General features: G+C 71.5%; 17 protein-coding genes. 7 read left to right on the forward strand and 10 right to left on the reverse strand.

All coding sequences use genetic code 11. From position 1 onward, the window contains the following. Positions 1 to 1,220 (reverse strand): ABC transporter ATP-binding protein (locus AB0J87_RS49600; protein ID WP_363979300.1); only part of this gene is annotated, 1,220 nt, incomplete at its 3' end. An 83-nt stretch (positions 1,221 to 1,303) separates the two neighbouring features. Here AB0J87_RS49600 and AB0J87_RS49605 point away from each other — a divergent pair. The 5 genes from AB0J87_RS49605 to AB0J87_RS49625 all read left to right on the forward strand — a co-directional run bounded on the left by AB0J87_RS49605 (position 1,304) and on the right by AB0J87_RS49625 (position 7,971). Next, complete coding sequence (locus AB0J87_RS49605; protein ID WP_363979303.1) at positions 1,304 to 3,658, forward strand: LuxR C-terminal-related transcriptional regulator; 2,355 nt, start codon at positions 1,304 to 1,306, stop codon at positions 3,656 to 3,658. A 327-nt stretch (positions 3,659 to 3,985) separates the two neighbouring features. Next, positions 3,986 to 4,759 carry an AMP-binding protein gene (locus AB0J87_RS49610; protein WP_363979305.1) on the forward strand — a complete coding sequence of 258 codons (774 nt, stop codon included), beginning with the start codon at positions 3,986 to 3,988 and terminating at the stop codon, positions 4,757 to 4,759. A gap of 120 nt (positions 4,760 to 4,879) precedes the next feature. Further along, positions 4,880 to 6,181: an ABC transporter substrate-binding protein gene (locus AB0J87_RS49615; RefSeq protein ID WP_363979308.1), complete on the forward strand. Its 1,302-nt coding sequence runs from the start codon at positions 4,880 to 4,882 to the stop codon at positions 6,179 to 6,181. Between the two features lie 48 nt (positions 6,182 to 6,229). Beyond that, the gene (locus AB0J87_RS49620) at positions 6,230 to 7,117 is read left to right on the forward strand and encodes a sugar ABC transporter permease (protein WP_363979311.1); all 888 of its coding nucleotides are present in this window, start codon (positions 6,230 to 6,232) and stop codon (positions 7,115 to 7,117) included. After that, a complete protein-coding gene (locus tag AB0J87_RS49625) occupies positions 7,114 to 7,971 on the forward strand; it encodes a carbohydrate ABC transporter permease (protein ID WP_363979314.1) in 858 nt (285 codons plus the stop codon). Before AB0J87_RS49620 ends, AB0J87_RS49625 begins: the two co-directional genes overlap by 4 nt. On the opposite strand, the gene AB0J87_RS49630 is transcribed toward AB0J87_RS49625, so the two are convergent. From AB0J87_RS49630 to AB0J87_RS49665, 8 genes are all read right to left on the reverse strand, one after another. Further along, positions 7,961 to 8,965 (reverse strand): 2-hydroxyacid dehydrogenase, encoded by a 1,005-nt coding sequence (locus tag AB0J87_RS49630; protein WP_350741632.1) that lies wholly within the window; start codon positions 8,963 to 8,965, stop codon positions 7,961 to 7,963. The genes AB0J87_RS49625 and AB0J87_RS49630 overlap by 11 nt on opposite strands. Continuing rightward, on the reverse strand, positions 8,962 to 9,579 hold the full coding sequence (locus AB0J87_RS49635; protein ID WP_363979316.1) for a histidine phosphatase family protein: 618 nt from the start codon (positions 9,577 to 9,579) through the stop codon (positions 8,962 to 8,964). The genes AB0J87_RS49630 and AB0J87_RS49635 overlap by 4 nt, the downstream gene beginning before the upstream one ends. Next, positions 9,576 to 11,000: an FGGY family carbohydrate kinase gene (locus AB0J87_RS49640; protein WP_363979320.1), complete on the reverse strand. Its 1,425-nt coding sequence runs from the start codon at positions 10,998 to 11,000 to the stop codon at positions 9,576 to 9,578. Before AB0J87_RS49640 ends, AB0J87_RS49635 begins: the two co-directional genes overlap by 4 nt. Further along, on the reverse strand, positions 10,997 to 12,472 hold the full coding sequence (locus AB0J87_RS49645) for an FGGY-family carbohydrate kinase (protein WP_363979322.1): 1,476 nt from the start codon (positions 12,470 to 12,472) through the stop codon (positions 10,997 to 10,999). Before AB0J87_RS49645 ends, AB0J87_RS49640 begins: the two co-directional genes overlap by 4 nt. Next, positions 12,472 to 13,704, reverse strand: coding sequence for a sugar ABC transporter permease (locus tag AB0J87_RS49650; protein WP_363979325.1), 1,233 nt, complete (start codon positions 13,702 to 13,704; stop codon positions 12,472 to 12,474). The genes AB0J87_RS49645 and AB0J87_RS49650 overlap by 1 nt, the downstream gene beginning before the upstream one ends. After that, positions 13,701 to 14,462, reverse strand: a complete 762-nt coding sequence (locus AB0J87_RS49655; RefSeq protein WP_357743857.1) for an ATP-binding cassette domain-containing protein — start codon at positions 14,460 to 14,462, stop codon at positions 13,701 to 13,703. Before AB0J87_RS49655 ends, AB0J87_RS49650 begins: the two co-directional genes overlap by 4 nt. Then, a complete protein-coding gene (locus tag AB0J87_RS49660) occupies positions 14,462 to 15,556 on the reverse strand; it encodes a sugar ABC transporter substrate-binding protein (RefSeq protein WP_363979328.1) in 1,095 nt (364 codons plus the stop codon). The genes AB0J87_RS49655 and AB0J87_RS49660 overlap by 1 nt, the downstream gene beginning before the upstream one ends. A 135-nt stretch (positions 15,557 to 15,691) precedes the next feature. Beyond that, entirely contained in the window at positions 15,692 to 16,657 is a 966-nt protein-coding gene (locus AB0J87_RS49665) for a sugar-binding domain-containing protein (protein WP_363979331.1), read from the reverse strand. 185 nt (positions 16,658 to 16,842) lie between these two features. Between AB0J87_RS49665 and AB0J87_RS49670 the strand changes: the two genes are divergently transcribed. Continuing rightward, the gene (locus AB0J87_RS49670; RefSeq protein WP_350741616.1) at positions 16,843 to 17,163 is read left to right on the forward strand and encodes a hypothetical protein; all 321 of its coding nucleotides are present in this window, start codon (positions 16,843 to 16,845) and stop codon (positions 17,161 to 17,163) included. Positions 17,164 to 17,167: 4 nt separating this feature from the next. Here the strand turns inward: AB0J87_RS49670 and AB0J87_RS49675 are convergent, their stop codons facing one another. Then, a complete protein-coding gene (locus AB0J87_RS49675; RefSeq protein WP_363979825.1) occupies positions 17,168 to 18,142 on the reverse strand; it encodes a LacI family DNA-binding transcriptional regulator in 975 nt (324 codons plus the stop codon). A 79-nt stretch (positions 18,143 to 18,221) separates the two neighbouring features. Here AB0J87_RS49675 and AB0J87_RS49680 point away from each other — a divergent pair, with 79 nt between their 5' ends. Beyond that, entirely contained in the window at positions 18,222 to 19,394 is a 1,173-nt protein-coding gene (locus AB0J87_RS49680) for an MFS transporter (protein WP_363979334.1), read from the forward strand. Positions 19,395 to 19,397: the final 3 nt, after the last annotated feature.

Genomic DNA, 19,397 nt, shown 5'->3' on the forward strand with positions numbered 1-19,397 from the left:
ATGACCTCGCCGCGTTTGATCTCGATCGAGACCTCGCGCAGGGCGGGCGCCTCGGCGCCGGGGTAGGTGAAGGTGATGTCCGTGGCCGTGATGCGTTCGAAGTTCTCGGGCACCGACGCCTCGCGCGCGGCGGGGACGCGGCGCTCGGCGTCCTCGCAGAACTCCAGGAAGTCGGTGAAGTACAGGCCCTCTTCGTACAGGCGGTTGGTGGCGTACATCAGGTTGGCCAGCGAGGACTGGGCGGACCTGATCGCCAGGACCGCGGTGCCCGCCACCGCCAGCGGGATCGCGGCCAGGGCCAGGAGCACGCCGAGGGCCACGTAGACGAGGGCGGAGCCGAGGCCGCCGAGGGCCTCGCCGACCAGGCGGGCGAAGGTCTGGCGCCGGGCGAGCTTGAGCAGGACGTCCTGCTCGGCCCTGGCCACCGCGTCGTACATGCGCAGCAGGAAGCCGCGCATGGTGAACGAGCGCACCTCGGCCGCCGGCTCGCGCTCGGCCAGCAGCTCCGCGATGATCCACTTGCGGCGGTTGGCAGGGATGAGGGCGTAGAGGGTGGTGTAGCGCATCTTGGCGCTGCGGACCGCCGCCCAGGCGTCGGGCAGCACCGCCAGCAGGAGGAGCGGGAGCAGCACCGGATGGAGCACGCCGAGGACGCCGGCCACGGCCGCGATGCCGACCGCGGCCGTGACCACGTTGATGGCCGAGGTCACCACCGAGTCGGCCATGGCCACGCCGCGTAACCTGGCCCGCTGCAGCGCGTCGTGGAACTCGGGGTCGTCGTAGGCCACGAGCTCCACCCGGCTGGTCAGCCCGTACAGGCGCTCCTCGGTGAGCCGGCTCACCTGGGGGTCGAGGCGGGACTGCGCCCAGCCCGCGCCGGCCTGCACGCCGGTGCGGAGCGTCGCGGCCACCCCGACCAGCACGAGGCTGGGCAGCGCGGCCAGCACGCGGTCGGGGGTGGGGCCCTCGCTGAAGAGGGCGCTGAGGACGCCGGTGGTCGCCAGCAGGCCGAAGGCCGTGAAGACGCCGCCGAGGAGGTTGAGCGTGATCGTGGCGAGGGTGTCGCGCCGGCCGGCCTGCCAGGCCATGCGCATCGCCTGTGTCACGAGTGACGGCAGCCGCCTGGCGATGGTCAGGAAACCGACCTCCGCCAGCTTGTCCTGATGGGCGTGCCAGTCGGAGAAGGAGATCTCACCGAGCTCGAGCGGCTCATCGACCATGACTTGAGTGTGCCCACGGGCACTGACAGATCTCCACCGATTATGTCTGGGCGCGCGGCGTAGTTGGTGACACACTCACAGTGATGCTGCGATTCGCCGACTTCAGCGACCTGCCGGCCGAGCCGAACGCGTTCGTGGGCCGGGAGTCCGATCTAGATGAGCTCGCCCATCTGATGCGCGTCTCCCGGGCCGTGACCCTCTGCGGCGCGGGCGGCATCGGGAAGACCCGGCTGGCGATGCGGCTCGCGGCCAGGGTGGGCCCCGACCACCCGGGCGGCGTGTGGCTGATCGAGCTGGCCGACCTGGAGAAGGGCGAGCTGAGAGAGTACGTCGCCGCCGCGCTCGGCATCGCGGGCGACCTGGCCGAGTCGATCGCGGGCCGGCGCGCGCTCCTGGTGCTCGACAACTGCGAGCCGGTGATCGGGGAGTGCGCGGAGCTGTGCCGTGACCTGCTCTGCGCCTGCCCGGGGCTCACCGTGCTGGCCACCAGCAGGGAGCCGCTGCGCGTGCCCGGCGAGACCGTGTGGCGGGTGCCGCCCCTGTCGGTGGGTGGGGAGGACAGCGAGGCCGTGCGGCTGTTCGTGGCCAGGGCCACCGCCGCCCGGCCCGACTTCGAGCTGACCGACGAGAGCCGGCCGCTGGTCACGGAGCTGTGCCAGGCGCTCGACGGCCTGCCGCTGGCGATCGAGCTGGCCGCCGCCATGGTGCGGGTCCTGTCCGTCCGCCAGCTCGTCGAGCGGCTGGACGACCGGTTCAGGCTGCTGGCGGGCGGCGCGCGTACGGCTCCGGCCCGGCACCGCACACTCAGGGCCGCGGTGGACTGGAGCTACCGGCTGCTCTCCCCGCAGGAGCGGCTGCTGCTGCGCCGCACGGCGGCCTTCCGCTCCTCGTGGACGCTCGACCTGGCCGAGGCGGTCTGCTCGGGGCCGGGGCTGCCCGAGGAGGACGTGCTGCTCCGGTTGTGCGATCTGGTGGACAAGTCGCTGGTCGCGCTCGACGGCGAGATCGCCGGTCAGGCGCGCTACCGGCTGCTGGAGACCGTACGGGATTACGCGCTGGAGCAGCTCGCCGAGTCCGGCGAGGAGACGGAGCTGCGGCGCAGGCACCTGACGGCGCTGGCCGCGATGGCGAGCGGGTTCAAGGAGGCGATCGCGCCGGGCGCGCGCACGTCGTGGCCGGTGATCGAGCGGTACGTGAACCTGTTCGACGCGCTCAAGGTCGAGGTCGGCTCGGCCTGCGAGTGGTCGGTCGCCATCGGCCTGCCGGAGACCGCGTTGAGCCTGCTGACCGACCTGCGTTACCTGCTGGTCGGCAGCGGCAGGAAGCTCGACATGGCCGAGCGGCTCGACCGGCTGCTGGCCCTCGACGTCCCGCAGATGCGGCCGGCGCTGCGCGGTCAGGCCACGATCCTGCGCGGCGAGCTGGCGCTGGCGGCGGGCGATCTCGAACTGGCCACGTGGTGTACCCGCGCCGGGCTCGATCTGTGCAGGTCCGTCGACGACGCGTACGGCGAGGCCGTCGGCATGATCGTGCTGGCCCAGCTCACCGGCGAGCCCGAGACCCTGACCCGTGCGCTGGAGCTGGCCAGGCGCTCCGGCGACCTCATCCTGGAGTCGCTGGCTCAGGGCACCCGGGCGCAGTTCGGCCTGCACCACGGCCGCCTGCGGGAGGCGCAGCGCGGGTTCGAGGAGGTGCTGGCGATCAACGAGGGGCTCGACAACCACGTGGGCCGGTCCTTCGCCCACATCGGGCTCGCCCAGGTCGCCAGGCGCTCGGGCGACCTTCCGACGGCGAAGCGGCACTACGAGTCGGGGCTGAGCTTGCTGCGGCACGTGGACGCCAGGCAGCAGATCGTGAGCTGCCTGGCCGGGCTCGGCAAGGTGGCGCTCGACCAGGGTGACCTGGTGGAGGCCAGGGCCAGGTTCACCGAGGCGCTGGTGCTCAGCCGCGACGCGGGGCTGCGCGCGGGCATCGCCAGGCGGCTGGAGGAGTGGGCGGTCCTGGTCTCCGCCGAGGGCGACCACCGGCGCGCGGTCCTGCTGGCCGCTGCCTCGGTGGCGCTGCGCAGCCGCCAGCCGGACGCGCGTACGGAGGACGTCCTGCGACCGGCGCGGACCGGGCTGGGCGAGGCCGTGGTCGGCATGTTGTGGGCCGAGGGCGCGGGGATGACCGCCGAACAGGCTGTGGCGTGCGCTCTGGACGGCGCGCTGCCCGAACGCCCCATGGAGCCGGTCGTACCGGTCAGCCAGGACAGCAGGCTCACGGTCAGGGAGCGCGAGATCGCCGAGCTGATCGCCAGAGGGCTCAGCAACCGGGCCATCGCCGACGAACTGGTCATCAGCCCGGCGACCGCCGCCCGCCACGTGGCCAACATTCTGTCCAAGCTGGGCTTCTCCACACGTACACAGATCGCCGCATGGGTGATCGAGAGCCGCTGATCCGCGTACCTCTCTACACATCACGGAGCCTGCCGGTTTACATCGTCGAATGGCCATGTCAGCGCATGTGCGGCACCCATCTGCACACCTACCGTTGCTACGTGTGATCGGCCGCACCGACGTTCCACCCTTTGCGGTGCGGCCGATCCATCGGGGACGTCACGCGTCCGCGCGGAGCTGGGCCTCCTCGGAGGGGTGGAGGTCCGGTTCCGGGCGCGTGGCAGCGGGCTCGAGTCGCGCAGGGCTCGGGCCCGCCCGCGGGAATGCACATCTGCCTACATAGATCGGTGGATGCTGTGCATGCCCGGCGGCCGTACGTTGGCGGTCATGAAGCCTGCCGCCTCGACCACCGGGACCGTGATCCACGAGGTGTTCCGCCAGGCGTACGAGCGCGGGGAGCGGCCGGCGCTCGTCGATCTGCGCGGCGGCCACGTCTACGGCTACCGCAGGCTGGTGACCGAGGTGACCAGGGCGGCCTCGGGGCTCGTACGCAGGGGCGCGCGGCGCGACCAGGTGGTGGGCGTGCACGTCTCGACGGCCGGCGCGCAGACGCTGGCCGTGCACACCGTGCTCGCGGCGGGCGGCGTGGCGGCGCCGATCGATCCCGCGCTCGGCGCCGGGGAGATGGCCGCGTGGCTGCGCGAGTGCGACGCGCGCACCTTGATCACCACCCCCGACCTGGCGGAGACGGCGGTGCGGGCGGCCGACGAGTCCCGGGTGCGCCAGGTCGTCTCGCTGGGCACGGCGCTCGACACGATCGACTTCCGCTGCCTGCTCACGCTGGAGCCCACCCCGCTGCCCGCGCTCGACGCCAAGCGCCAGGACGCGCTGCTGACGGCGGACGGCCGCCGGATGTCCCACGCCGACCTGCTGTCCAGGATGGCGGAGCTCGACCTGCCCGTGGGCCTGGCCGAGTCCGACGTCGTGCTGACCACGTGGCAGCCCGACAGCCGGTGCGACCTGGTCGTCCTGGTCTGCCTGGGCGTGTCCAAGGGCGCGCTGGTGGTGGCCGCGGGCGGCGGCGAGCCGCCCGGCACGAGCTACGACTTCAGCGTCACGGTGGTGACGAACCCCGACGGCGGGCTCGAGCGCGTCCGCTGAGTATGCGGAGCTGTTATCCGCCCATCCCTTGACGCCGCGCGGCGGGAAGTGGGTAGATGGCCGTTGGTTGACAACGTTGTCAAATCACCAACTTCGGGGGCTTCGAAGGGATGGTGTGCGATGCGACGGTGGTTAGCGACCGTCTCGATCTCGATCGTGAGCGCGTTGAGCCTGGTGGCCTGCGGTGGCGGCGGAGGCGGGCAGTCGTCCCAGTCTCCGGCCGCCAGTGGCGGCGGCGGAGAGAAGAAACAGGTTGAGGTCTTCTCCTGGTGGACGGGCCCCGGCGAGGCCGACGGCCTCCAGGCGATGAAGAAGATCTTCGAGCAGCAGAATCCGAACTACACATTCTTCGACGCCGCCGTGGCGGGCGGCTCCGGTGACAAGGCCAAGGCGCTGCTCCAGTCGAAGCTCCAGGCCAGCACCCCGCCCGACACCTTCCAGGGCCACGCGGGCGCCGAATTGCAGGGCTACATCAAGGCCGGCAACCTTGAGGACCTGACCTTCCTGTACGACGAGCTGAAGCTGAAGGACGTCTTCCCCACGCAGCTCGTCGATCAGATCAGCGTCGACGGCAAGATCTACTCGGTGCCGGTGAACATCCACCGCTCCAACGTGCTGTGGTTCAACCCCGCGGTGCTCAAGGACGCCGGCGTGGCCGCCGCGCCCAAGACGATCGACGAGTTCATCGCGGACCTGGAGAAGGTCAAGGCCAAGGGCAAGATCCCGCTGTCGATCGGCTCCGAGTGGACCGTCACCCACCTGATGGAGAACGTCCTGCTCGGCTCGATGGGCACCGACGCCTACAACGCGCTGTTCAAGCCGGGCGCCGACTGGAACAGCCCGCAGGTGACCAAGGCGCTGGAGAGCTTCGCCAAGATCATGTCGTACGCGGGCGACCCGCAGGACGACTGGCAGCCGGCCGCCAAGCAGGTCGCCGACGGCGAGGCCGCGTTCAACATCATGGGCGACTGGGCGTACGGCTACTTCCACAACCCGCCGGAGGGCGGCCTGGGCAAGAAGTCGAAGACGGACTTCGACTGGGCGCCGGCTCCCGGGACCGAGGGCACGTACATGTGGCTGTCCGACAGCTTCACCCTCCCCAAGGGCGCGAAGAACCGTGACGGGGCCATCGCCTGGCTGAAGGTCGCGGCCAGCAAGGAGGGCCAGGACGCCTTCAACCCCAAGAAGGGCTCCATCCCCGCCCGCAAGGACGCCGACCAGGCCCTCTACACCGACTACCTGGCCGACGCGCTGAAGGACTGGTCGAGCAACAAGCTCGCCGGGTCGATCCAGCACGGCGTCTCGGTCAACCAGCCGTGGCTGGCGGCGATCACCGAGTCGGTCGGCCTGTTCATCGGCAGCAAGGACGTCAAGGCCCTGCAGCAGGGGCTCGCCGACGCGGCCAAGTCCAACGCTCAGTAGCGAGGTCCGGCGGGCGCCGACCGGCGCCCGCCGGGTCCGTGGGAGGGAATGCTTGTGAGGCGGGCACGCACGTGGCTGCCCGGACTCCTCCTCGTCACGCCGTCGATCATCCTGATCGGCGTCTTCGTGTACGGCATGCTCGGCTGGAACTTCCGGCTGGCCATGACGGACAAGCACGATGAGGTGTCCGAGGGGAAGTTCGTGGGGCTGCGGAACTTCATCGACATCTGGGACCAGCCGCGATGGCACCTCTCGGTGAACCACGCGATCGTCTTCACGGTCGCGTTCGTGCTGGGCGCGCTCCTGCTCGGGTGGCTGCTGGCGTTCCTCATGGAGAAGGGGATCAGGGGCGAGGGGACGTTCCGGGCGATCTACCTGTTCCCGATGGCCATCTCGTTCGTCGCGACCGGCATCGTGTGGCGGTGGCTGATGAACTCGGGGACGGGGGAGCGGGCGGTCGGCCTGAACCGGCTGTTCGACTGGATCGGGCTGCCGCAGTGGCAGTGGTTCAGGGATCCGGACTGGGGGATGGCCGCGATGGCGATCCCCGCCATCTGGCAGATGTCCGGATATGTCATGGCGCTGTTTTTGGCGGGCTTCCGCGGCGTGCCCGAGGAGCTGCGGGAGGCCGCGCGGGTGGACGGCTGCACCGAGTGGGGTGTCTACCGGCACGTGGTGCTGCCCCTGCTCCGGCCGGTCACCCTGTCCGCGCTGATCATCCTGGGGCACATCTCGCTCAAGGTGTTCGACCTGATCGTGGCGGTGTCGGGCAAGCAGATCATCACGGACGTGCCCGCGGTGTTCATGTGGGTGGCGGTGTTCGACTCGCACGACCCGGCCAAGGGCGCCACGATCGCGTCGTACATCGTGCTGAGCGTGGCGATCTTCGTGATCCCGTACCTGATCTGGTCCGTGCGTAAGGAGAGGCGCTCATGACGGCGGTGGCCACGCGCCGGGCGGCCTTCCCCTGGCTGCGCTTCGGGCTGCTGATCCTCTTCGTGGTGATCTTCCTGATCCCCATCTACGTGCTGCTGGTCACCAGCTTCAAGCCGCTCACGGAGGCCGACCCCGGCCAGGCGTGGAACCTGCCGCGGACGTGGACGACCGAGGCGTGGCAGGTGGCCTGGGAGAAGCTGGCCCCCGGCCTGTGGAACAGCGTGCTGCTGGCCGTGCCGGGCTCGCTGCTGTCGTGCGCGCTCGGGTCCATGAACGGGTACGTGCTGTCCAAGTGGCGCTTCCCCGGGGCGGACGTGCTGTTCACGTTGTTCCTGTTCGGCATGTTCATCCCGTACCAGGGGGTCATGATCCCGCTGGTGCAGCTGCTCGTGGGGCTGAACGAGCTGACCGGGCTGCAGGGCGTCTTCTACGGTGGCATCCCCGGGCTGGTGCTGGCCCACGTCGTGTACGGCATCCCGATCTGCACGCTGATCTTCCGCAACTACTACGTCACGATCCCCGACGAGCTGATCGAGGCCTCCCGGGTGGACGGGGCGGGCATGCTGAGGGCGTACTGGTCGGTGGTGCTGCCGGTGTCGGCGCCCGCGATCGCGGTGGTCGTCATCTGGCAGTTCACCTCGCTCTGGAACGACTTCCTGTTCGCCGTCTTCCTGACCGGGCCGACGAACTGGCCCACGACCGTGATGCTGAACAACATCGCCGGCGCGCAGGCCACTCCGTACAGCCAGCAGATGGCGGCGGCCATCCTGTCGTCGATCCCGACGATGCTGATCTACGTCCTGCTGGGCAGGTTCTTCATGCGCGGGCTGATGGCGGGGGCGCTCAAGGGGTAGCCACGTGGGACAGGGGCTCGCCGCGTACGTAACGGGCCACGTCGGCGGCCACGATCGAGGCCGCCTTCATGGCCGTCTGCTTGCTGGCCCCGGCCAGGTGCGGAGTCATGATCAGGTTCGGGGTCGTGAGCAGGCGCGAGCCGGCCGGGATGGGCTCCTCCGGGAAGACGTCCATGGCGGCCCCGAACAGGTGGCCCGAGTCCAGCGCGTCGCACACGGCGTCGTAGTCGACCAGCGCGCCCCTGGCGCAGTTGACCAGGACCGAGCCGCGCGGCATGGCGGCGATCTCGGCCGCGCCGATCATGCCGTTGGTCTCGGGGGTGGCGCGGGCGTGCAGGGAGACGAAGTGGGAGCGCCGGAGCAGCTCGTCCAGCTCCACCCGGCCGGGCACGTCCACGTACGGGTCATAGACCAGGACCTCCGCGCCGAAGCCTTCGAGCATGCGGGCCACGCGGCGGCCGATGGCGCCGTAGCCGACCAGGCCGACCGTGTTGCCGTCCAGCTCGGGGCCGACGTTGTCGTACATGTAGTAGTCGCCCCGCCACACGCCCCCCGCCAGGTCGCCGTGCGTCTGGGGGATCCGGCGGGTGGCGGCCAGCAGCATGGCCAGGGTGTGCTCGGCGGTGGCCACCGCGTTGCGGCCCGGCGCGAACGTCACCGCCACGCCCGCCGCCGTGGCCGCCTCCAGGTTGGCGTTGACGGGCCCGCCCCGGCTCACGCAGAACAGCCGCAGGTCGGGAGAGGCGTCCAGGACACGCTTGGTCAAAGGGGCCATCTGGGTCACGCAGACCTCGACGCCGCGTAGCGCCTCGATCAGCTCGTCCTCCACGTCCGAGGCCTCGTCCACCTCACCCACCCGGCCGAACGGCTCGACTGGCCACGGCAGCGTCAGCTCGCTGATGTCCAACTCGCCGGGGACCTCGCGCCTGAGCGCGTCGATGAGCAGGCGGTTCTGGACGAAGTGGTCGCCCGCGGCAAGCACACGGATGGTCAACGAACGGCTCCAATCGGGGAGTTGTACTGCAGCATCGCGGCCCGCCGCCCGGTGCGCAGGCGCAGCTCGGTCAGGGCACAGTTGTCCAGACGCGGGAACAGCCGCCGGTACTCGCCGAGCGGCACCCCGATCAGGCGGCACAGGGCGAGCCTGATGGCGGTCGTGTGCGCGACCACCAGCACGCGCCCGTCGGGGTGGGCGGCGGCGATGCCGTCGAGGGCGGCCACGAACCGGTCGGCGGCCAGGCTCGGGTCCTCGCCGCCGGGCAGCGGGTGCGCGGCGGGGTCGGACTCGAACGCGGCGCGGGCCTCGGGGAAGCGGGCCGCCATCTCGGCCGAGGTCAGGCCCTCTCCCTCGCCGAAGTCCAGCTCGCGCAGCCTCGGGTCGGTCCGGAGCTCCACCTTCGCCTGGTCGGCGGCGGACGCGGCGGTGATCCGGGCCCGGCTGAGGGTGGAGGCCCACACGGCCGCCAGGCCCGCCTGACCTGCCCACTCGGCCAGCTGGGCGGCCTGGGCGTGGCCGCGCGGGGTCAGCTCGATGTCGCTGATCCCCGCGTAGCGGTTCTCGGCGTGCCAGACGGTCTCGCCGTGGCGGACCAGGACGAGGTCGGTCATCGGGCGGTCCTCTCGCGTGCGTGCCGGGCGGCGGCCGGGTCGAGCCAGCCGCGCCCTTCCAGCTCGGTGACGAAGCGCAGGTAGGGCTCCGTGAAGTCGGCTCCCGAGGGGTCGACGACCGCGCGGGTCCTGATCATCCGGCCGGGGTCGCCGCCCGCCAGGACGGCCATGCCCAGGGCGGGCTCGGCGTTCTCCCGCAGCGTCACCGGACGTCCCAGGACGTCCGCCCTGAGCCGGGTCCAGTACGCGCTGCGGGTGGCGCCGCCGGTCAGGATGATCTCGCCGTCCACGGGCGCGCCGAGGAGGTCGAGGTAGTCGAAGCAGAGGCGCTCGACGAAGGCAGCGCCGAGCAGGATCGCCGTGTAGCGCTCGACGTCGTCGGCCGGGTTGCCGAGCGTGAACCCCTCAGCGCCGGGCGCGTCGAACGGGAAGCGCTCGCCCCGCGAGACCAGCGGGTACGTGACGCTCGCGGGCGGGCCCGGGCGGGCGGCGGCCTGGGCGCTCAGCGCGTCGAGGTCGCGGCCGGGCAGGTCGCGGGAGAGCACGCCGGCGCCGGTGCTCGACGCGCCGCCCGGCAGCCACGAGCCGTCCGGAGCGCGGTGCGAGTAGACGACGCCGAGCGGGTCGTGGATCAGCTCCTTCGTCACGCCCTTGAGCACCAGCGTCGTGCCGAGCACCGAGTTCCAGCTCCCGACCCGGGTGGCGCCCGCGCCGAGCTGGGCCGCGCACCCGTCGGTGGTCCCGGCGATCACGGGCGTGCCCGCGGGGATGCCGGTCTCCTCGGCGGCGGCCGCGCAGACCACGCCCAGGCGGGTGCCGGGCCGTACGACCTCGGGAAGCATTTCCGCCGGCACGTCCAGGGAGTCCAGCACCTCGGACGGCCAGCGCTCCTCGATGAGGTCCACGCCGGTCTTGAGCGCGTTGCTGAGGTCGGTGGCCACCTCGTGGCCGACGAGGCGCCGGTTGACGAAGTCGTTCTGGTGCGCCAGCCGCGCTCCGGCGGGCGCGTCCTGGAGCAGCCACAGGAGCTTGGGCAGCGCCCAGTTGGGCTGCATGCGCCGGTAGCCGAGCCGCTCCCAGACGCGGGCGCCCGCCTCGTTGGCGCGCCCGGCGTCGGCGCGCCGGTCGTCGTACATGAGGGCGGGCGTCAGCGCCCGGCCGTCAGGGCCGGTGAGCAGGATCGTTCCAGATGTGGCGGCCACGGCCACGCCCGCGACCTGCTCGGGAGGCACGTCGCGCAGCGCCTCGCGGGTGGCGGCGGCCAGCTCGCGCCACCACTGCTCGGGGTCCTGCTCGTGGCGGGGCCCGTCGCGGTGGCTGGTCAGCGGCCGGCCGGCCGTGCCGACCACCTGCCCGTCCCCGGAGACGGCCATCGCGCGCACGCTCTGGGTCCCGAGATCGATGCCGATCCAGACACTCATGTACGGCCCCTCATCTCGGCCAGCAGCGGCCAGGAGACCGCGTTCGCCTGGCGCAGGGTCAAGAAGTCGTCGAACAGCCGGTCGTACGACGCCTGGCGGGCGGGGTTGGGTTCGAGCGCGTCGCGCAGCCGTACATGCTCCGAGGCGGCCGCCGCGATGGACGGGGCGGCGGCGGTGGCGGCCAGTCCCACCAGGTACGCGCCCCGCGCGCCCACCTCGGTGTCGGCCGGGCGGCGCACGGGCAGGCCGGTGACATCGGCGATCAGCTGGAGCCAGGCGGTGCTGTTCGAACCGCCCCCGCACACGCGCAGCTCCGTGGGCGCGGCGCCGGTGGCGGTAAGGCAGTCGCGGATGACCATCGTCAGCCCCTCGAGCACCGCCCGCGCCACGTCCGGGCGGCCGTGCTCGAACGACATGCCCAGCAGCGACCCTCTGGCCAGCGGGTCCGAGAACGGCGCCCGCTCACCGGCGGGCGACATATACGGCAGGAATGTCAGCCCGCGCGCGCCCGGCTCGCTCAGCAGGGCCAGGTCGCCCAGCTCGGCCGGGCCGCTCAGCCCCATCATGCGGCATGTCCACTGCACCACCTCGGTGCCCGCGAACGTGGGGAAGGCCCGCAGGTAGCCGCCGGTCAGCGCGATCGTGATCCCGATCGGCTCGCCTTCCAGGTCGGCCGAGTCGACGATGACCTCGGTGCAGAGCGTGGTGCCGAGGATGCCGCACGCCTGCCCGGCCCGCACCGCGCCCGCGCCCAGCGCCGTGGCGGCGATGTCGTACGGGGCCATCACGACGGGTGTCCCGGCGGGCAGCCCCAGCGCGGAGGCCGCGTCCCCGGACAGCTCGGCGACGTGGCCGGAGCGGATCGGGGGCAGCAGCCGCTCGGCCCACTCCGTGCCGAAGAGGGCCAGCAGCGCGGGGGAGTACGCCCGCGCCCGCAGGTCCATGAACGGTGCGGAGGCGTCGGACTCGTCGGCCGCCAGCTCCCCGGTCATCCGCGCGAAGATCCAGCCGCCACAGGTGAGCATGGCGCTCGACCGCTCCAGCCGGCCGGGATCGTTCGCGCGCAGCCAGGTCAGGATCGCGTGCGGCAGCCCGGAGGCGGCCGACGAGCCGTTGAGCCGGAACGCCTCGGCCGCGGTCCCGGAGCGGGTCCAGCCGTCCACGGCCGAGGCCGCCCTGGCGTCGTTCCAGAGGATCGCGGGGCCGGTCGGCTCGCCGTCCGGGCCGACCAGCCAGCAGCCGTCGCCCTGGGCGGTCACGGCCACGAAGTCGACCCCGTCCACCTGGGCGGCGACCTCGCGCACGGTGGCGGCGACCGCGTCCCAGACGGCGTTCATGTCCTGCTCGGCGTGGCCGGGCAGGGGTCTGGAGACCACGGTCTCCCGCCGGGCGACGAACGCCTCCGCGCCTTCGGCGTCGTACCCGACCGCCTTGATGACCGTGGTGCCTGCGTCAACGCAGATGATCGCCATCAGGCCCTGCCGTGGGAGGTCCTCGACCGGCGCGACACGGAGTCGACGATCACGGCGAGCAGCAGCACAGCTCCGGTGACCACGAACCTGATCGACGAGTCGAGGTTGAGCAGGGTCAGGCCGCTGGAGATGGACTGGATGACGATGATCCCGAGCAGCGCGCCGAACGCGGTGCCGCGCCCGCCGAACAGGCTCGTCCCGCCGATCACGGCCGCCGCGATGGCGTTGAGGTTGACGTCGCCGCCGCCGCTGGACTGGTTGGCCGCCGCGAGCCTCGCCGCGGCCAGGATGCCGCCGACCGCGGCGAACGTCGAGCAGAGCACGAACACCGAGGTGTAGACGGCCCTGACGTTGATGCCGGCCCGGCGGGCGGCCTCCACGTTGCCGCCGACGGCGTAGACGGCCCGGCCCCACTTCGTCCGCGACAGCAGGTAGTGCATGATCAGCACGAGCGCCACGAAGAAGACGAACATCCAGCCCACGCCGCGCGTCTGGCCCAGGTACCAGACCACGAAGGCCAGCACGACCAGCAGCGCCGCGCTTCTGACGGCCAGCGTGGACACGCTCCTGGCCGACAGCCCGGCCTTGCGCCGCTCCTGCGCGTGCAGGTATCCGGTGACGAACAGCCAGACGGCCGCGACGACCGCGAACGTGTACGACAGCCAGGCCGGCACGAAGTCGAGCTGCGCGAAGTTCACCAGGCCCGAGTCGAAGGGCAGGTTGATCGACCCCTTGGTGCCCAGCACGTACAGCTGGAGCCCGAGGAAGGCGAGCAGGCCGGCCAGCGTGATCACGAAGCTCGGTACCCCGAACCGGTTGAACAGCTGGCCGTACAGCCAGCCGACGACCGCACCCATGATCACCGCCGCGGCGATGGCCAGCCAGACCGGCAGCCCCTGGCCCACGAACAGCACCGCGAGCACCGCTCCCGACAGCCCGCTGACCGAGCCGACGGACAGGTCGATCTGGCCCACCAGCAGCACGCAGACGATGCCGAGCGAGATGATGCCGACAGCGGCGGACTCCAGGGTGAGGTTCACCAGGTTCGCGCTGGACAGGAAGATCGGGTTCAGGACCTGCAGGACCGTCCAGATGACCACGAGCCCGACCACGACGGGGATGACGCCCAGGTCGCCGCCGCGGGCCCGCTCGATCACGTCGGCGAGCGCTCCGCGCAGGCCGTCGCGGTCCTGCAGGCGCTCGTCCTGGCGGTCGGTCGTCACTGCGCTCATGAGCCGTTCCCTCTCTGCGCCCGCCTGGAGACCACGTTGTCGGTGGCGCCGGTGATGGCGGCGATGATGTCCTCGGTGGAGACCTGGTCCACGTCGAACACGCCGTTGTTGCGGCCGAGCCGCAGGACGGCGACGGTGTCGGCGACGGCCTTCACGTCGGCCATGTTGTGGCTGATCATGATGACGCCCAGGCCGTTCTCGCGCAGCCGCTCGACCAGGTTGAGCACCTCGGCCGTCTGCGCCACGCCCAGCGCGGCGGTGGGCTCGTCGAGGATGATGACCTTCGGGTCGCCGAGCAGCGACCGGGCGATGGCCACCGTCTGCCGCTGGCCGCCCGACAGCGCCGCGACCGGTACCCGTACGCTCGGAATCTTGGCGGACAGCTGGCGGAGCAGCTCCCACGAGCGGGTCTCCATGGCCACGTCGTTGAGGCGCAGCGGGCGGATCTCCTGGCCGAGGAACAGGTTCTGGATCACGTTGAGGTTCTCGCAGAGCGCCAGGTCCTGGAAGACCGTGGCGATGCCGAGCTTGTGCGCGGCGGCCGGGGTGGGGATGTGGACCTCGTTCCCCTCGAACGTGATCGTGCCGCCGTCCGGCGGGTGCACGCCCGAGAGGATCTTGACCAGGGTCGACTTTCCCGCGCCGTTGTCTCCCACGACCGCGACGACCTGGCCGGCGGCGACGTCGAGCTCGATGTCGGTCAGCGCCGCCACCGCGCCGAAGGTCTTGCTGATCCCGCGCAGAGAGAGGACGCTCATCACTTGATTCCGAGCTCGCCGCAGCCCTTGGCGTACTCACCGGTGCAGGCGTCGGCGGCCTTCATGATGCCGCTGTCGAACAGCACTTCCTTGATGTTCTCCTTGGTCACCACCGTGGGCACGAACAGCTCCGACGGGGTGTTGTAGAGCGTGGCCTTGCCCGCGGGCTTCTTGCCCTGCATGAACTCCCACGCCACGTTCGCGGAGGCCTCGGCCACGATCTTGATCGGCTTGGAGATCGTGTTGTACTGGTCGCCCGCGATGATGCGCTGGGCGGCGGCCAGCTCGGCGTCGTTGCCGGTGATCGGCGGCACCTTCACGCCCGCGGCCTTGAACGCGGCGATCGAGCCGCCGCCGGTGCCGTCGTTGGCCGCGACCACGCCGACGATCTGGTCCTTGAACTGGGTGATCTGGCCGCTGACCCAGGTCTGGGCCTTCTCCGGCTGCCAGTCGGGGGTGTCGTACTCGGCCAGCACCTTGAACCCGCTCGGGTCGACCGCGCTGTGGATGCCCTTCTTGATCAGACCGGCCGCCGCGTCCGTGGGCGAGCCGTTGACCTGGAGGATCCCGCCCTTGGCGTTCTCCTTCTTCAGGTGGTCGACCAGGGACTGGGCGATCATGGAGCCGATCTTCTCGTTGTCGAACGAGATGTAGTAATCGGCGGGCGTGGCCGGGATCGGCCGGTCGTAGGCGATGACCGGCACCTGCTGCGCCTGGGCCGACTTGACGATGGTGGCCGCGGCGGCGGAGTCGACCGGGTCGATCACGATGGCCTTGACGCCCTGGGCGAGCGCGGAGTTGGCCTGCTGCTGCTGCTTGGCGGCGTCGGAGTCGGCGTTCTGGTAGATGACCTGGCAGGTCGGGCAGAGCTGCTTCATCTTGGCCTCGAACAGCGGCTTGTCCGCCAGCTCGTACCGGGTGGAGGCGAGGTCGGGCATGAGGAAGGCGACCTTGGCGTTCTGGACGGCGCCGCTGCCGCCGCCGCTGGTGTCCCCGCCGGTCGAGCCGGAGCCGGAGCCGCACGCGGCCAGCACCGAGCCTGCGAGCACTGCTGCTGCGGCGAACGCGGAGGTCCGCATCTTAGCTCTGTTCACGGGTTTCGTTCCTCACTTGCTACCGGGATCTATGACGCACTGCCCCCGAAACAGGACAATGCCCTCACAACCAGGCACATCCTGTGGTGCGGCTCACGGTAGCGCGGGTGCTGAAACTTTGTCCAGCAAAAATGTTCAGAGCTGGCGAGCGGCGGCCACCAGGCCCTCTGCCGTCGGGACATCCGTGACGAGCTGGTTGAAGTAGCCGCCCTTGGCGCCCGCGACGATGGACAGCACCTTCTCGGCGCCCACCGCGACCGCGATCGTGGCGGGGATGCGGCGCAGCTCCTCCGGCTTCGTGGCGACCAGGCGCTCGCTGCCCGGGTACGTGACGGGCTCGCCGTCGCGGTCGTAGACGCGCATGCACACGTCGCCCACGGCCTGGCGCAGGCTGTCGGCGTCGCGCGGCATGAGGGAGGGCGTCATCTGCCGCATCAGCGGGGCCGAGCCGACGCCGACGACGGCGCACTTGGCGTGCGCCCACAGGTCCATGACCCGGCGTACGGACGGCTCGTGCTGCAGCGAGTAGAACAGCTCGGGGCCGGGCAGCGCGGGCGCGTAGAGGTAGGCGGGCACGCCGCCGGCGCGTTCGGCCAGGATACGGGTGGTCTCGTTGGTCTGGAACCAGGGTTGCGGCTCCTCCTGGCCGCCCACGGCGGGCGCGATCGTGACGCCCGGGTACTGGCCGAGCCCTTCGCGGGCGCACTCGTAGACCGTGGTGCCGGACGAGACGAGCACGACGTCGCCGGACTCCAGCCCGACCGCCGCCAGCGCGCGGGTCACGGCGGGCGCCAGCCACGGGCCCAGGGTGGGGCCGCTGACCTTGGGGACCAGGTAGACGCGCTCCAGGTCGAGCGCCTCGGCCACCTCGGCGGCCAGCGGGCCGTCCGCGAGCGCGGCCGGCCGGTGCACCTTGATCTCGACGATGCCCTGCTTGCGGGCCTCGGTGAGCAGCCGGCTCACGGTCGCCCTGGAGACGCCGAGCCGCTGGGCGATGTCGCCCTGCGTGGCCTCCTCGATGTAGTACTGCTGGGCCGCCGCGTACATCAGCTCAAGCGGGAACCTGGCCTGCGTCTCGGGTGCGACGTCGGCGGCATTCATGCGCGCGCTCCTGTGAACATTTTTGCTGAACCGATGCGCAAACGACTATAGGCGGTGATGTCCCCGGGGGCCACTGCCGCGTCCTCCGCTGGAAAGGCTAGCCGCCATGAGGTTCTCCAGACAGGACTACTACTCTGCGCTTACGATCGGCTGCGCACAGTAATACGGGGGATAGGGGAGAGGCAATGTCCAAGGGGATGTACGTCGCGGTGGCCGTCGGCCTGGTGGTCGGGAACATGGCGCCGCCCGCCGTGGCGGCGGCCACGGTCCTGCGCTGCGACACCTACGTGCACGCGCAGGACCGAGACCTCGGCATCGCGTCCTGCACCAACCCCACGGGCCAGACCTGGAGGTTCCGGGCCGTGGTGGTCTGCGGCCGGGCGCCGGACGTCGTGGGCGAGTGGGTGACGCTCGCGCCCGGCGCGTCGGGGGAGTCCCGGGGATACTGCGGCGGCATCTTCACCAGCGGCGTGGGCGCCGTGGGCGTGGACGAGCGGGTCGCCTGACCGGTCAGGCCGGTGGGGGGAGCTCGCCGGAGCCGCGGGCGATGAGCCGTACCGGCAGCTCGATGTGCTCCGGCGGGCCCGTGTCGCCGCGCAGGCGGCGGAAGAGCAGCTCGGCCGCCACCCGCCCCATCCACGCGGGGTCCTGCGCCACCACGCTCACCCCAGGGGTCAGCAGGTCGGCCAGCTCGAAGTCGTCGAACCCCACCAGCGCCACCCGGCGCCCCGCCAGCGCGCGCAGCGCCGTCACGGTGTAGCGGCCGTTGCCGGTGAACAGCGCGGAGGGCGGATCGTCCAGGGCGAACATGCGGGCCAGGTCGGCGCGTACGCCCTCCAGTGAGGGCGGCCGCATCGACACCAGCCGCTCGTCGAACAACCCTCCGAGCGCCTGCCGGTAGCCGTTGAGCCGCTCGGCCGCGGTGAAGATCCCCGGGGCGTCCCCGAGGAAGGCGATCCTGCGGTGGCCGTGGCCCATGAGGTGGCGGATCGCCTCCCCGGTGCCGCCCAGGTTGTCGGCGAGCACCGTGTCCACGTCGATCCCCGCTCCCGGCGGCCGGTCGGCGAACACCACCGGCGTGCCGGCTTCCAGCTCGGGCCGCAGGTACGTGTGGTCCTCGCCGGCGGGCACCATGATCAGCCCGTCCACGCGGCGCGCGCAGAACGTCTCGACCAGCTCGCGCTCCCTGAGCGGCTCCTCGCTCGACGACCCGCTCAGCAGCAGGCAGCCGTGCTCGATGACGACGTCCTCGACGGCCCGGCTCAGACCCGAGTAGAACGGGTCCGCCACGTCCTCGATGACCAGCCCGACCGTGGCGGTCCTGCCCCTGCGCAGCACCGCCGCGCTCTCGTTGCGGCTGTAGCCCAGCCGCTCGATGGCCGCGCGCACCCGCTCGGCGGTGGCCGGGTGGACGCCGGGCTCGCCGTTCACGACGCGCGAGACGGTCTTGAGCGCCACGCCCGCCGCCGAGGCGACGTCCTTCATCGTCGGTCTCACGCCAGGATCATTCCTCACCTGGACCAGGCAGACAACGTTGTCAGGGGTTATGCGAGAGTGGTGCCCTATGTCGTTGAGATCTGCCGTGCTGGTCACCGGGTTCGTGCTGGCCGCGCTCAACCTGCGCCCCGCCATCGCGGGGGTCTCCCCGCTCCTCGACGAGATCATGAAGGACGTGGGCCTGTCGCCCGCCGGCGGCGGCGCCGTCACCACGGTCATGGTGGTCTGCCTCGGCGTGTTCGGGCCGGTCACGCCGCTGCTCGCGCGGCGCTTCGGGCTCGACCGCACGCTGCTGGCCGGACTGCTGGTCATCGCGGCGGGCGTGACGCTGCGCGGCCTCGGCGGCGCGCCCGTGCTCTACCTCGGCTCCGCCCTGGCCGCCACGGCGATCGCCGTCATGAACGTCTCCATGCCCGCCGTCGTCAAGGAGCACTTCCCCACCCGGGTCAACCTGCTGACCGGCGTCTACGTCGCCGCCGTGGTGGCCGGCGCCACCCTCGCCTCCGGGCTGGTCGTCCCCATCGAGCACGCCACCGGGTACGGCTGGCGCGGCGTCTCCGCGCTGCTCGCCGTGCCCGCCCTGCTGGCCGCGCTGCTCTGGCTGCCCCAGGCGCTGCGCAAGCAGAGCGGGGCGCAGAACGGGCCCAGGCCGTTCGGAGTGGTGCTCAGGAGCCCCGTGACCTGGTCCGTGACCGCTCTCATGGGCCTGCAGTCGCTCACCTTCTACGTCATGCTGGCCTGGCTGCCGACGATCTTCCTGGAGGCCGGACTCCCCGCCGACCAGGCCGGCTACCTGCTCAGCCTGACGAACCTGGTCCAGGTCGGCACCTCGCTGGCGATCCCCGTGCTGGCGGGCCGGCGGGCCTCGCAGGTGCCGTACGTGGTCGGAGCGGGGGTGCTGACCGTGCTCGGCTACCTCGGCATGCTGCTGGCCCCCACGGCCGCGCCCTGGCTGTGGATGATCGTGCTGGGGATCGGCCAGGGGGCCTCGTTCGCGCTGGCACTGCTGATCATCGCGCTGCGGCCCGCCGATCCGGCCACCGTGACCGCGCTGTCGGCCGTGGCGCAGTCCGTGGGGTACGGGATCGCGGCGGTGGGGCCGTTGCTGTTCGGGTTCCTCAGGGAGGTCTCCGGCGGCTGGACGGTGCCGCTGCTGGCGGGGCTGGGGGTGCTCGTGGTGCAGATCGCGGCTGGGTGGTTCGCGGGGCGGCCTGCTACCTTAGGTAAGGCTAACCTTTAGGGG

Origin of the sequence: Nonomuraea sp. NPDC049625 (genome assembly GCF_040675285.1) — a bacterium.
In the GTDB taxonomy this organism is placed as follows: Bacteria; Actinomycetota; Actinomycetes; order Streptosporangiales; family Streptosporangiaceae; genus Nonomuraea; species Nonomuraea angiospora_A.

Bases quoted from the DNA above. Each gene is read 5' to 3' on its own strand.
- AB0J87_RS49605 (WP_363979303.1), top strand. From the start codon at position 1,304: ATGCTGCGATTCGCCGACTTCAGCGACCTGCCGGCCGAGCCGAACGCG.
- AB0J87_RS49610 (WP_363979305.1), top strand. From the start codon at position 3,986: ATGAAGCCTGCCGCCTCGACCACCGGGACCGTGATCCACGAGGTGTTC.
- AB0J87_RS49615 (WP_363979308.1), top strand. From the start codon at position 4,880: ATGCGACGGTGGTTAGCGACCGTCTCGATCTCGATCGTGAGCGCGTTG.
- AB0J87_RS49620 (WP_363979311.1), top strand. From the start codon at position 6,230: ATGCTTGTGAGGCGGGCACGCACGTGGCTGCCCGGACTCCTCCTCGTC.
- AB0J87_RS49625 (WP_363979314.1), top strand. From the start codon at position 7,114: ATGACGGCGGTGGCCACGCGCCGGGCGGCCTTCCCCTGGCTGCGCTTC.
- AB0J87_RS49635 (WP_363979316.1), bottom strand. From the start codon at position 9,579: ATGACCGACCTCGTCCTGGTCCGCCACGGCGAGACCGTCTGGCACGCC.
- AB0J87_RS49640 (WP_363979320.1), bottom strand. From the start codon at position 11,000: ATGAGTGTCTGGATCGGCATCGATCTCGGGACCCAGAGCGTGCGCGCG.
- AB0J87_RS49645 (WP_363979322.1), bottom strand. From the start codon at position 12,472: ATGGCGATCATCTGCGTTGACGCAGGCACCACGGTCATCAAGGCGGTC.
- AB0J87_RS49650 (WP_363979325.1), bottom strand. From the start codon at position 13,704: ATGAGCGCAGTGACGACCGACCGCCAGGACGAGCGCCTGCAGGACCGC.
- AB0J87_RS49655 (WP_357743857.1), bottom strand. From the start codon at position 14,462: ATGAGCGTCCTCTCTCTGCGCGGGATCAGCAAGACCTTCGGCGCGGTG.
- AB0J87_RS49665 (WP_363979331.1), bottom strand. From the start codon at position 16,657: ATGAATGCCGCCGACGTCGCACCCGAGACGCAGGCCAGGTTCCCGCTT.
- AB0J87_RS49670 (WP_350741616.1), top strand. From the start codon at position 16,843: ATGTCCAAGGGGATGTACGTCGCGGTGGCCGTCGGCCTGGTGGTCGGG.
- AB0J87_RS49675 (WP_363979825.1), bottom strand. From the start codon at position 18,142: ATGAAGGACGTCGCCTCGGCGGCGGGCGTGGCGCTCAAGACCGTCTCG.
- AB0J87_RS49680 (WP_363979334.1), top strand. From the start codon at position 18,222: ATGTCGTTGAGATCTGCCGTGCTGGTCACCGGGTTCGTGCTGGCCGCG.